This window comes from Marinomonas atlantica, assembly GCF_001639725.1.
GTDB classification, from domain to species: Bacteria; Pseudomonadota; Gammaproteobacteria; order Pseudomonadales; family Marinomonadaceae; genus Marinomonas; species Marinomonas atlantica.
Map to the genome: position 1 here is coordinate 46,201 of NZ_LTAW01000014.1, position 12,714 is coordinate 58,914.

The following is a 12,714-nucleotide window of genomic DNA, read 5'->3' on the forward strand; positions in this document are numbered from 1 at the left end:
TGCACACCTCCTCTTAAATACCAAAAAAACAATTGCGGTCACGAAGCTGCAAAATTCGATGAGAACAAAAGGAATCACACTAAATGAACTTTCAGATTGCCACACTGCTTGGACAGGATGGCCTAACCAATGGGGCTATATATGCCTTATTGGCTCTGTCAATCTTGCTGGTTTTTACGGTTACACGGATACTTCTTATCCCATTAGGAGAGTTTGTTACATTTGGTGCACTAACGATGGCAGCCATGCAAATGGGCAAAGCCCCCAATATAGAATGGTTGCTGCTGGGACTTGCCCTAATCGATTGTGCACTGGACCTATACCAATACCTCAAGCACCGAGCAGAGTCTAAAAAACTCAAAGTCATCGCACTTAAGCTAAGTTACGTCGCCATTATGATCGGCCTTCTGAACCAGCTTCCGCTGTCAGAGATTCCAATGGCCCTACAAGTCGTCTTAACACTATGCTTAATCGTGCCAATTGGCCCCATTATGTACCGCCTATTCTTCCAACCCTTAGCAGAAGCACCCGCATTAGTTTTACTCATAGTGTCCATTGCCCTTCATGTCTCTATGGTAGGCATAGGTCTATTATTGTTTGGGCCTGAAGGCGCTCGTACAGAACCCTTCTCTGACTCCAATTTCCGCTTAGGGTCAGTGATGCTAAAAAGCCAAACACTCTGGGTCATTTTGGTTTCAATTGTCCTAATTGTGACGTTATTCATTGCCTTTGAACGTACTCTCTATGGCAAAGCACTGCGTGCCACAGCCGTTAATAGAATGGGCGCTCGCTTACAGGGTATTTCCCCTATTTTTGCTGGTAAAGCAACTTTTGCCCTCGCCGCCTTTATTGGTAGTGCATCGGGCATTTTGATTGCTCCGATCACCACCCTATATTACGACTCAGGTTTCATCATCAGCCTTAAAGGATTCGTTGGTGCCATCATTGGCGGACTTGTCAGTTACCCTCTTGCTGCCTTTGGCGCCATTGCTGTGGGCATGATCGAAGCCTTTTCCATGTTTTGGGCCAGCAGTTACAAAGAAATCATCGTTTTCACCCTGATTATTCCATTCTTAATCTGGCGCTCGATGAATAGCCATAACGTAGAGGATGAAGAATAAATGAAATCACGTTACTTAATTATCATTGGCTTAGTCGTACTCGCCTTTGCGCCCCAAGTACTACCTACATTTCAAGTTGCGCTATTGAACTATATTGGCCTGTACGCTCTCGTTGTATTGGGTTTGGTATTACTAACAGGCGTTGGTGGCATGACCAGCTTTGGTCAAGCCGCTTTCGTTGGACTGGGTGCATACTCCACTGCCTATCTAACGACAACCGAGCAACTACCAGGCTGGCTCGCTTGGTCAGCAGGGTCACCTTGGATTGGCTTGCTGATCGGCTTGATATTAACCGCCGCTGTGGCTTTATTTCTTGGCGCTTTAACCCTTAAATTATCTGGACACTATTTACCGCTAGGCACGATTGCTTGGGGTATTTCACTGTATTACTTGTTTGGCACCATGAGCTCTATGGGCGGTCATACAGGTATCAGCGGTTTACCCTCTTTAAGTCTGTTTGGTGTCGTTCTTGATAAAGGCGAAAAAATATACTACCTGATTTGGGCTATTTTGATGTTCGCTGTGTGGGTTACCAGCAACCTATTAAATTCTCGCGAAGGTCGAGCCATTCGTGCTCTAAAAGGTGGCCAGTTAATGGCGGAGTCCATGGGAGTGAACACCTTCCGCTCGAAAATGATTATTTTCTTAATCTCAGCATTGTTTGCAGGCATTTCGGGGTGGCTTTACGCCCACACTCAACGCTTTGTCAATCCAACGCCTTTTGGGCTTAGCATGGGCATTGACTACCTATTTATGGCATTAATTGGTGGTGTGGGAAGTGTATGGGGCGCTCTACTGGGTGCCGGCATCCTAACCATGCTTAAGCAATGGCTTCAAGATTGGCTGCCACTTATTATGGGTGGAGATGGACAATATGAAGCGATTGTTTTAGGTTTGCTAATCGTTTTCATGATGCATCGCTCACCTGGTGGCATTTGGCCTTTGCTCGTAAAACTCGCACCGGCCTCTTGGCGCAATCAGAATCACTTGAAGATAGCGCCTTCAGCAAAGAGCCTAACGCGTCGAGATTTGCCTGAAAAAGGTCAATTAATATTAGAAGCCTGTAATGTTACTCGCCGCTTTGGCGGTTTGGTTGCCAACAATCAAATGAACTTACAATTACATGCGGGTGAAATACTTGCTCTTATTGGCCCAAATGGCGCTGGGAAAAGTACGATGTTTAACCAGCTCTCTGCCGTCGACACCCCCAGCGATGGTGAAGTGCTATTTTTGGACCAAAGCTTAAAAGGTAAAACCTCTCGTGAAGTGGCACACATGGGGATGAGCCGTACGTTTCAGCATGTAAAATTGCTAACCACAATGACGGTATTAGAGAACGTTGCCTTGGGCACTCACATGCGTGGTAATAAAGGCATTATCAGCTCAGCACTTCACGCTGAAAGAACAGAAGAGCAACGCCTTCTAAAAGAAGCTGAATACCAACTTGAACGAGTGGGTTTAGGGGATCACCTATACACAGAAGCGGGAAGCCTATCCCTAGGTCAACAACGTATTCTTGAAATCGCCCGCGCACTCTGTGCTGACCCATGCGTGCTACTACTTGACGAACCCGCAGCTGGACTTAGACACAAAGAGAAACAAGCACTCGCAGAACTACTTAAAAAACTCAAAAAAGAAGGACTAGCCATTTTATTGGTTGAACATGATATGGACTTTGTGATGAATCTAGCCGATCGCATTGTGGTAATGGAATTTGGTGAAAAGATAGCGGAAGGCTTACCCGAAGAAATCCAAACCAATCCGGCGGTCTTAGAAGCCTACTTGGGAGGCGCAGAATAATGACTCAACTCACTGATAATATCCTTTTAGACGTCAGCGATCTTCATGTTGCCTACGGCAAAGTAGAAGCTCTTACAGGTATTGACCTAACCCTCAAAGAAGGAAAGCTGGTTACCGTTATCGGCCCAAATGGTGCGGGGAAAACCACGCTTCTGTCGGCAATCATGGGCATCTTACCGTCTAAAGGAACCATTCATTTTAACGGCAAAGACTTTATTAGCCCTGAGGTTGAAACCTTAGTGTCTCACGGTCTGGGACTGGTGCCAGAGAAGCGTGAGCTTTTTGCGACCATGACCGTTCAGGACAATTTATTGCTTGGCGCATTTCAACGCTACCGTCGTGGCGATAAAAGTTACGATCAAACATTGGATGAAATATACCAGCTCTTCCCACGCTTAAAAGAACGCTGCGAACAGCAAGCTGGCACCTTATCTGGTGGTGAAAGACAAATGCTAGCCATTGGTCGAGCTATGATGAGCAAACCAAAGCTCTTGATGCTAGACGAACCTAGCTTAGGGTTAGCCCCTTTAATTACACGTGAGATCTTTCGAATATTTGCCGACCTGAGAAGCCAAGGCGTGTCAATTCTTCTCGTGGAGCAAAACGCCCGCGCAGCCTTAAAAGTAGCAGATTACGCCTATGTTCTCGAAGGAGGACAAGTGGCTATGCAAGGTCCAGCGACAGAACTTGCGAACGATCCTAAGGTTATTGAAGCCTACTTAGGCTTTGCAAGTAAGCACCAAGAGTTGCTTTCCAGCTAAAGTAATTCAAACCCCTACCTCCAGTTGGAGAGAGTCCTCGCCTTAGAGGCTCTCTCATTTTTTTAAGGAACCTTTCATTATGGACATTTGTATCGCTGGCGCTGGCGCTATTGGGTGCACACTCGCCGCCCGCCTATCTGAATCAGGACAAAATGTTAAAGTACTCGCTCGGGGAACCACGCTTGAAACACTTAACAATACCGGCATCCATCTCACCGACATCGATGGCGAACACACCGCCAAGGTCTTTGCCTCAGACTCAGCAGAAGAAATTGGCCCACAAGATCTCATTTTTATTTGTAGTAAAGCCCCAGCCTTGCCTGCCATGTTAAAACTCATCGCACCCATGTTACATGAGAAAACGATTGTCATTCCCGTGGTAAATGGTATTCCCTGGTGGTATTTCGAAGGGGTTGAAGGGCGCTTCTCTGGGGACACCATACAAGCCATCGACCCTGAAGGAAGCGTAAGCAAACTGCTCCCCCAACATCATCTTATTGGCTGCGTGGTGTTTATCACAGCGTTTAGAAATGCACCCGGCGTGGTCACCTCCACCAACCCTCACCTCATTGTATTAGGGGAAATCAATCACGAAATGACTGATCGACTCGAACAAGTCCGAAAAGTCATTGAAGATGCGGGAATAGAAGCACGCACTACCGACAACATCCGTGATCAGATATGGACCAAAGTCGCCGCCAACCTCACTTCAAACCCACTCTCTGTTGTGACCAAAGGTACACTGGAGCAACTGTACGGTGACCAACGTTTGAAACTTCTGGTGCGTAAAATACTTGATGAAGTGATGCTGGTTGCTGCCGCCTACGGAGCCCGAATTCGCTTTGATCCCTATACCTTTATGGAGCTCGGAGCCGGCATGGGCTCGGTAAAAACTTCAATGTTACAGGACTATGAAGCGAATAACCCCCTAGAACTGGATGCGATTGGCTATGCTGTTTTGGAACTGGCTGACAAGATCAGCATACCGATGACTGCCACAAAGCAACTCCTAGACCTTACTCACTTTGTTGCTTCACAGCCTCTACCTAACACGCAATCTTAACACTGACATAACCATGAATTTATAAGAGTGACATAACATGAATCATTCAGCACAACGACCAACCCACATCAGCGAAGAAGAATGGGCACTTCGCGTAAAGCTAGCTCACTGCTACCACCTAATAGACTATTTTGGATGGACAGAAACCATCTTCAATCACATTTCAGCTCGCCTTCCTCATATTGAGGGTGAATATTTAGTTAATCCATTTGGTCTTAATTACACCGAAATAACCCCTGAAAATCTAATAAAAGTGGATGTTAACGGCGAAAAGCTGGATGACTCGCCATTCGATGGCAACCCAGCAGGCTTTGCTCTTCATGGCGCCATTCACGCTGCTCGAGAAGACATACACTGCGTCATTCACACCCACACTAACGAAGTGTCTGCCGTCGCAATGAAAAAGCATGGCTTTAACCATGATAGCTTCTACGGAGCGCAACTATATGGACGCATTGGCTATCATGATTTTGAGGGTATTACGCTATTTGATGACGAAAAAAGCCGCATGCTAGAAAGCCTAGGACAGAAGCATATTCTTGTCTTGAGAAATCATGGCATCGCTGTGGGCGAATTTGATATAGAGCGCACTTTTTTCCTGTTATGGACCGTACAACGTGCCGCAGAAATTCAGGTAACATCTGGCGCGCTAGGTGGTGAAGATGTAACGCTCGAGCAAAACATACAAGAAAAGTGTGCGGATCTGACGCAGATGCTGATTAAAGATAGCGGCTTTGCAGACAAGTTTTACAATGCCATGGTTCGAAAAATGGAAGCCGAGAAAGGCTCCTGCTGGTGATTTAAACATAGTCATAATGGTCAGTTTACGCTGATATTTTTTAACAATAACACACAGATCAAGATTGTAATTAAGAATCATTATTGATACAAATTATTGACAATTCAATTGACTGAAAACGTCGTATTTTGTACATTCAATTGTTAATTACAATCAAGGATTTTTATGAGCAACACGCCAAAATCACCGCGAAGTCAACGGTTTAATCCAGCTAGCGATGACTTCCATAAAGAAGATTTTCCGTTTTACTGGTTAAATCAAGTTCATGGTCGCTATAGTGCTGCCGTAGAAAGAGCCTTAAAAAAAGTCAATCTTGATATCCCAAGATGGCGTATTTTACTGACCTTAAAAGAAGAAGGTATTTGCAGCGTTTCAGAAATTGCAGTTCATGCGATCGCCAAATTACCCACTGTAACGAAAATTATCCAACGGATGAAACAAGACGGCTTGGTTGACACAAGAGTAAGAAGTGACGATGGTCGTGTTACAGAAGTAATGATCACAGATAAAGGTCTTGAGGCTGTCGAGGATATTCGTTTTGCCACTAAGGATTTGTTCAAACAAAGTTTTAAAGGACTAACCGCAGCCAAAATACAAAGACTTAATAAACTATTGGAAGAGCTTTTCCACAATTTACCTGAACACTAATGCACATGAACGGGGAATATTCTCTATCCCCATCACCGCCTTTTCTTAGCGCCAATGCTATTTCAAGCAATATTATTGTCCAAATATGGTGCTGTTGCATTTTCTTGTAACCAAAAAGCATTTTTAAAAACATAAAGTTTTTACACTATAGATGCGCTTAACAAACTTCCTCACTATCCATAAAAATCTTAATTAACATACACTTATTTAGAAAACATTCAATTTTAATGGATATGGAACGCGCTAATTCACCTCGTCACAAAGCAAAGAAATTAAAGAAATCACGCATGGCATGATACTTGAATGCATGAATCTTTATTTGAATATTCAAATAAAAATGTGCTTTTATAAAAGTGCATTATAACTCCCTCTCAGGTGAGTCGAATTAAAGTTCAAATAAAAATTACCGCGGATCAAACCGCCAAATGCAGCTCAAGTTATCTTTAGATGTTGAGCATAAGTTAGGAAGCTCAAGTAATCTATCGGTCGCGAGCACCAACAAGGAGAGACCCTATGTGTTACAAGCCATTTGTCACAGCTGTTATTTCATCCATAGCCGTATTAGGATCCATTGGAGCCACTGCTGCTCCAGTCCGCTTAGATATTCAAAGTGCTTGGCCGCTGACACTGCCTGCCAGTGGACAAAGTGCTCAGCATTTAGCTGATAGACTCAAAACCACCTCAGAAGACATTAAAGTAAAACTTTACTCTGCTGGAAAGCTGGTGCCTGCACTGGAGATATTTGATGCTGTACAACAAGGAACGCTCGATGCTGGCTACACCTCACCGCTTTACGTTGCTGGACGATTCCCTGCCCTACAACTTTTCGGTGGTATCCCATTTGGCCCATCAGCTATAGAGATGTTGGATTGGGTACACAATGGTGGCGGCTTAGAGATTTGGCGTGATATTTATGCCAAACAAGGTGTTGTAACAGTGCCATGCGGCCTTATGGACGCTGAAGCGGGTGGTTGGTACAACTTCGAAATCAACTCGATAGATGATTTAGATGGCAAAAAAATTCGCTTTGCAGGGCTTGCAGGCGAGGTCATGAATAAAGCCGGTGCATCGGTTGTATTACTAGGTGGTGGTGATATTTATCCTAATCTAGAGCGCGGTGTCATAGATGGTACTGAGTTTTCTATGCCAGCCATTGACGTGGCTATGGGGTTTGAAAAAGTCGCTAAGTACTATTATTTACCTGGCTGGCATCAACCTGCCGCGGTCAATGAACTTATTATCAATAAGCGTAAATGGGACTCGATGAGTACAGCGCAACAAGGTTTAATAGAAGATACCTGTAGAGAAACGCAATTATGGACTGTCACGTCCACTACTGCTGCCAATTCTGATGCGATTACTCAATTCAAGGCCGCAGGCACCGAAATTAAATCATTCCCTCCTGAAGTACTGGCCGAGTTCAAAAAAGGTACAGAGGAAGTTATGCAAGAAGCCGCAAGTAAAGATGCTGACTTCAAGCGCACCTTAGATTCACTGAATAGCTACCGCGAAAAAATAGCTTTATGGTCAGAATATAAAGGCAGCTAAAGTCTGGTAAAACCGAGAATCTCGCGCTCAGAATTCTCGGTTTTGCTTTCAAAATACGCCCTCTTACTTACCTTACACAACCGGAGTGTTTTTTAATGCGCAGCATAAACTCCATAGCACATAAAATAGAAGTCATATCAGTTGCAATAGGCAAAGCGGGCTCACTCATTCTGCCGCTGCTGATCTTAACCATCTTGATCAACGTTATTATGCGTTACGTGTTTAACATCGGGTTAGTCGAATTAGAAGAAGTGCAATGGCACTTAAACGCCATTGTTGTAATGTCCTGCTTGGCTTATACCTACCAAGCAGACGAGCACATTCGAGTGGACATTCTCCACAGTAGGTTCAGCCCCAAACGCCGCGCTTGGGTCGAAATTCTAGGCATTTTATTTTTGCTGTTCCCTTATGTCATTCTCGTCTCTTGGCATGCATGGGGCATCGCCAGCTACTCTTGGTCGTTGCGCGAAGGTTCACCAATGCCCTCTGGTTTGCCCGCTCGCTATATTATCAAGGGCGTAATGGCGCTTGGTTTAAGTTTGTTGGCTCTCCAAGGTGTCGCTATTCTATTGCGTAATGTGGCTTTTTTAATTCAACCGAGCAGCGTATCGGCCCCATCAACTTCAGTGAATAAGGGGACGTTCCATGAGTGAGTTATTCGTATTTCTACTGTTCTCTAGCTTCATGCTCATTCTCTTTTCAGGCTTTCCTGTTGCCTTTATTTTGGGTGGTGTCGGCGTATTATTTGCTACGTTAGGAAGCATACTTGTTTCATTTGAGATCTACGATGTAGCCGAGTTACGCACCATTGGCTTTGTCGCCAATCGAACATTTTCCACCATTTCCAGCTATTCGCTTATCCCCATGTCGATGTTCATTTTTATGGGCTACATGCTTGATCGATCTGGCATTGCAGAGCGCTTAATTGAAGCCATGCGCCGTGTGTTGGGTAAGACACCAGGCGGGTTAGCAATCGCCGTGGTTTTGATTGGTGTCGTACTGGCCGCCTCTACTGGGATTATTGGTGCCTCCGTGGTTTTGCTGTCCACCATTGCTTTGCCCACCATGTTTAAAGCAGGATATGCAAAATGGATTAGCGCAGGAACCGTCGGAGCAACGGGCTGCCTTGGCATTCTGGTGCCACCTTCCATCATGCTGGTTGTGATGGGAGATCAGCTACGAATTCCTGTTGGTGACCTATTTATGGGCGCCATTATTCCAGGACTGTTACTTGCCACCAGCTTTGTGCTTTTTATCTTTATTTATGCGCTGCTTAAACCTTCCAATATGCCGAAACTGGTCTCAGAAGAAGATGACAGCATTAGTAAGTTCGACATTGTTTTAGACATTTCTAAAGCTTTGTTTGCACCGCTTCTGTTAGTTTTAACAGTATTAGGGTCCATCATTGCTGGTATTGCCTCTCCAACAGAAGCATCTGGCATCGGTGCAGCTGGAGCTACCTTATTAGCTTGGAGTTCTGGTCGACTCAAATGGCTGGATTTACGTATCGTTTGTTATCAAACAGGTCGATCTGTCGCATTCTTATATGCACTTATCTTTGGTGCATCCTGCTTCTCAGTTGTCTTACGCGGCTATGGTGGTGATGAAGTCATTGAAAACGCACTTTATGCTTTACCACTGAGTCCGGAAGGTATTCTGTTCTGCGTGATTTTCATCATCTTTCTATTAGGATTTTTCTTAGACTGGATGGAAATTGTCTTAATTATCGCCCCTCTGGTCATGCCAATTTTAGTCAATTTTGGCTTTGATCCCGTGTGGGTAGCGATTCTAATGGCTTTGTGTTTGCAAACGTCCTTCTTGACCCCCCCTGTTGGTATGGCTTTGTTCTACATCCGAAGTGCTGCCAGTGACATCGGTATGGCGGAGATATACAAGGGTGCTATCCCATTTGTCTTACTGCAATTATTAACACTTTCCATCGTAGCGCTTTACCCCTCACTGGTTACGTGGTTGTTGTAAAAAAGGGTGATAGAGGCAAACTTTATCCCGTCTACATCAAGCATACGTTATACCTAAGACATAAAAGCCACCTAGCATAGGTGGCTTTTAAGCAAGAGAAGGCCGTGCAATTACCCGCAGAGTGAACTCTGCTAAAGAGTAAGTTTCCCGCTTAAAGTTAAGTATCAAGCATAATTTACGCATTGCAGCGGGCTCGCTGCTTGAGGTGGAAATATTGTCGAATGAATGCTAATGGAGCAGCCAGATAGCGCCATTACAGTTACTTGCCTTAAACCTTCTATCGCGCAACACCTACTAAAAAAGATATCTACCTAATATGCGCAGAAGCATTTAAAGATCCACTTGCCTATCAGGCTTTTCGCGACATTACTCATAGGTTTTTTTGAGTTAATGTAAAACGCACACGCTTGTCTTAAATTGAACTTGCTGGCAATCCCCCCTGCCAGCGCCCTGCTAACCACTCCGATTTAGTAACCTCTTTGATGAGAGGTATACTTGCGTTTAACAAAACCGTTTGCGGGCGATCTGAGGTCGTCGTAATAGCAACATCTCGCCAGAGATTCGGCTCAATAATCTCGACCGCTTCAATCTGATTGGTATCCTGTAGATGAAAAAATGCAGAGGTGGGAGCTAACAATATTCCATGACCATCCATGACATAACGCAACGTCGTCATCAGCTGACCAAAGGCTGATTTATGAAACAATTTAATACCGGTGCGATGTTCATATTGACTTATCACAAACCCAAGCGAGTCACGAGGCCCTGTTACAATGACCTTTACCATTTTAGATGGCAAACAAGTTATTGAAGGCACTGTCAACTTGGCAACCAAGACCGTCACACGTTGGCAGCCCATTAAAGACGTTCACGGAATGGTCATCTGGGACGATTTTATTGCCGCTCAGGAGATTATTGAAAGCAGTAAAGAATATGCCGATGCCCTTAAAAAACGTGGCATAGACAATGTCAAAGAAGTGGTGGCTACGCCGCTAACTGTTGGTTTCTTTGATGGCGAAGATGGGCTAAAAGAAGACGACCGTTTGCTGAAAATAGTCTCTTATTTAGACATTGGTGATGGTAATTTTTGGGCCCACCCTATTGAAGGGCTAGTGGCTGTGGTTAACCTAGAAACCAAGTCTATTGAAAAAATCGAAGACAGCGGTGTGATCCCTGTTCCCATGAAGCCAAACCCTTATGATGGTCGTGATCAGAAAAATATGGCCACGGTAAAACCCATCGCCATTTCAGAACCGAAAGGTTCGAATTACAAAATGTCCGGCAACATCATCCATTGGCAAAACTGGGACTTCCACTTAAAGCTTGATCCTCGTGTTGGCCCTGTTCTCTCGACGATGACCTACAACGACCAAGGCACCAAACGCAAAATCATGTATGAAGGTTCCCTTGGTGGCATGATTGTTCCCTACGGCGATCCTGATATCGGTTGGTATTTTAAGGCTTACCTAGATTCAGGTGTTTGCGTTTCCTGCGGTACTGAAATACCGTATCCGTTGTCTTCAATATAAAATAGATGCGGTAAATTATTCGTCGTCGAGATGTTTAGTGCCGCCCAAAACCCACTGGTCGACATCGAAGAGTCGCCACCCATTGAAACCGCAATCGCACCTACATAGCTCTCTTCTTCTAGCTGATCCCGATGATATAGAATGGACTGCGCCCAACCTGAGATAGGTGAATATTGAGCCCCCACACCACCACACATTGGGAACAACATCGCGCCCTTTCTATTCACATTAGGGTAGTTACATACAACACCGATGTCTCTGCCATCACTGTAGCCACCCGATTTTGCCAAAGGTGATGCCACCACCTCATCTAGATCGATACCCAAACTCATCACAAAGGGTCTCGAACGGTAGTAGCCCGTCGCAGCGTCATGAGGATGCGTCAAAAGAGAACCTAAAAGAATTTGGGCAAAGTCGTGCCCGCGAGCGGAAAACTGATTAAACACTAGTTTCTCAGGCACAAGCTCATGCTCTTCGATGTCATCAAGAGCGCGAGATAAAAGCATTAATCGACTGACGCTTCGCCAATCAAAATCTGGCTTATTTGTATTGAGTTTTGAAGTGCATGTTGGGGTTTCTAGCAATTCATTCATTAAGACACATCCTCTTTCTCTGCTTTTCAGCTTTATTTTTATAAGTAAGATGCAGTTAATGTTATCCACGAATTGACGAAATTATCTTTCTTAATTGCTATCTCTTTGTCACACTGAGCAACAAAGTTTCTTCAAACAACAATAAAGGGAAACAGTTCGTGCTGGATAAATTTGATATTAGTATTCTTGCGGCGCTGCAAAATGACGGCCGTTTAAGCAATAGGGATTTAGCGGATAAAATAGGGCTTTCGAACGCACCATGCTGGCGTCGACTAAAGCGTTTAGAAGACGAAGGCTACATCAGTGGCTATAAAGCTGAACTGAATGCGAAAAGGCTGAACTTAAATGTGATCGCTTTTGCACAGGTATCAATGGACAATCATCATCCTCAAACCCTTGAGCCTTTTCTCTCCATTGTCAGTGACTGCCATGAAATACAAGAGTGTCATTCCGTCAGCGGTGATTGCGACTATCTACTAAAAATTGTTACTAAAGACCTAATCACCTATGACGAACTACTAAGCCAAAAGCTCTTACAAGCTAAAGGCGTGCGCTCTGTGAATACCATGTTTTCAATGAAACAACCCAAGGTCTCGAGAGAATATCCATTACATGAATTTCCCATTAGCGACTTTTCTTGAAAACACGATTTGCAGACTAAGATAGTTGACTAAAAAAACAATTTTAAATGCACAGGGATGTAATAGAAGGTGGGTATATTTAAAAATAGAACTTACAGGGAGGAAATATCTCGTATGGTGGGTGTGGAGAGGTTCGAACTCCCGACATTCGCCTTGTAAGGGCGACGCTCTCCCAACTGAGCTACACACCCATCGCAATGATGGTAACGCTTGGCAACTTACTACTCTTTA

At 44.5% G+C, this 12,714-nt stretch carries 13 protein-coding genes and 1 tRNA gene; 11 read left to right on the forward strand and 3 right to left on the reverse strand.

What is annotated here, in order from left to right; translation table 11 throughout:
* Positions 1 to 83: 83 nt before the first annotated feature.
* The 9 genes from AYW75_RS17575 to AYW75_RS17615 all read left to right on the forward strand — a co-directional run bounded on the left by AYW75_RS17575 (position 84) and on the right by AYW75_RS17615 (position 9,720).
* Entirely contained in the window at positions 84 to 1,121 is a 1,038-nt protein-coding gene (locus AYW75_RS17575; protein WP_067102326.1) for a branched-chain amino acid ABC transporter permease, read from the forward strand.
* Positions 1,122 to 2,921, forward strand: coding sequence for a branched-chain amino acid ABC transporter ATP-binding protein/permease (locus AYW75_RS17580; protein WP_067102328.1), 1,800 nt, complete (start codon positions 1,122 to 1,124; stop codon positions 2,919 to 2,921). It begins immediately after the preceding gene.
* Positions 2,921 to 3,682 carry an ABC transporter ATP-binding protein gene (locus tag AYW75_RS17585; protein ID WP_067102330.1) on the forward strand — a complete coding sequence of 254 codons (762 nt, stop codon included), beginning with the start codon at positions 2,921 to 2,923 and terminating at the stop codon, positions 3,680 to 3,682. Before AYW75_RS17580 ends, AYW75_RS17585 begins: the two co-directional genes overlap by 1 nt.
* 79 nt (positions 3,683 to 3,761) lie before the next feature.
* Positions 3,762 to 4,745, forward strand: a complete 984-nt coding sequence (locus AYW75_RS17590; RefSeq protein ID WP_067102333.1) for a ketopantoate reductase family protein — start codon at positions 3,762 to 3,764, stop codon at positions 4,743 to 4,745.
* Between the two features lie 37 nt (positions 4,746 to 4,782).
* A complete protein-coding gene (locus AYW75_RS17595; RefSeq protein ID WP_067102335.1) occupies positions 4,783 to 5,544 on the forward strand; it encodes a class II aldolase/adducin family protein in 762 nt (253 codons plus the stop codon).
* A 165-nt stretch (positions 5,545 to 5,709) separates the two neighbouring features.
* Entirely contained in the window at positions 5,710 to 6,192 is a 483-nt protein-coding gene (locus AYW75_RS17600; RefSeq protein WP_067102338.1) for a MarR family winged helix-turn-helix transcriptional regulator, read from the forward strand.
* Positions 6,193 to 6,705: 513 nt separating this feature from the next.
* Positions 6,706 to 7,740, forward strand: a complete 1,035-nt coding sequence (locus AYW75_RS17605; RefSeq protein ID WP_067102340.1) for a TRAP transporter substrate-binding protein — start codon at positions 6,706 to 6,708, stop codon at positions 7,738 to 7,740.
* Positions 7,741 to 7,835: 95 nt separating this feature from the next.
* Positions 7,836 to 8,393, forward strand: a complete 558-nt coding sequence (locus tag AYW75_RS17610; RefSeq protein WP_067102343.1) for a TRAP transporter small permease subunit — start codon at positions 7,836 to 7,838, stop codon at positions 8,391 to 8,393.
* Complete coding sequence (locus AYW75_RS17615; protein ID WP_067102344.1) at positions 8,386 to 9,720, forward strand: TRAP transporter large permease; 1,335 nt, start codon at positions 8,386 to 8,388, stop codon at positions 9,718 to 9,720. The genes AYW75_RS17610 and AYW75_RS17615 overlap by 8 nt, the downstream gene beginning before the upstream one ends.
* Positions 9,721 to 10,132: 412 nt before the next feature.
* Here AYW75_RS17615 and AYW75_RS17620 read toward each other — a convergent pair whose 3' ends face one another.
* The gene (locus tag AYW75_RS17620; protein WP_156490884.1) at positions 10,133 to 10,507 is read right to left on the reverse strand and encodes a type 2 periplasmic-binding domain-containing protein; all 375 of its coding nucleotides are present in this window, start codon (positions 10,505 to 10,507) and stop codon (positions 10,133 to 10,135) included.
* Here AYW75_RS17620 and AYW75_RS17625 point away from each other — a divergent pair.
* Entirely contained in the window at positions 10,494 to 11,249 is a 756-nt protein-coding gene (locus AYW75_RS17625; RefSeq protein ID WP_067102349.1) for a copper amine oxidase, read from the forward strand. The genes AYW75_RS17620 and AYW75_RS17625 overlap by 14 nt on opposite strands.
* Here the strand turns inward: AYW75_RS17625 and AYW75_RS17630 are convergent.
* Positions 11,183 to 11,842: a thiamine pyrophosphate-dependent enzyme gene (locus tag AYW75_RS17630; protein ID WP_067102352.1), complete on the reverse strand. Its 660-nt coding sequence runs from the start codon at positions 11,840 to 11,842 to the stop codon at positions 11,183 to 11,185. The genes AYW75_RS17625 and AYW75_RS17630 overlap by 67 nt on opposite strands.
* A 158-nt stretch (positions 11,843 to 12,000) precedes the next feature.
* On the opposite strand from AYW75_RS17630, the gene AYW75_RS17635 reads away from it, so the two are divergent.
* Positions 12,001 to 12,483 carry an Lrp/AsnC family transcriptional regulator gene (locus AYW75_RS17635; RefSeq protein WP_082856586.1) on the forward strand — a complete coding sequence of 161 codons (483 nt, stop codon included), beginning with the start codon at positions 12,001 to 12,003 and terminating at the stop codon, positions 12,481 to 12,483.
* A gap of 115 nt (positions 12,484 to 12,598) precedes the next feature.
* Here the strand turns inward: AYW75_RS17635 and AYW75_RS17640 are convergent.
* Positions 12,599 to 12,674: transfer RNA gene (locus AYW75_RS17640), tRNA-Val, on the reverse strand.
* Positions 12,675 to 12,714 lie beyond the last annotated feature (40 nt).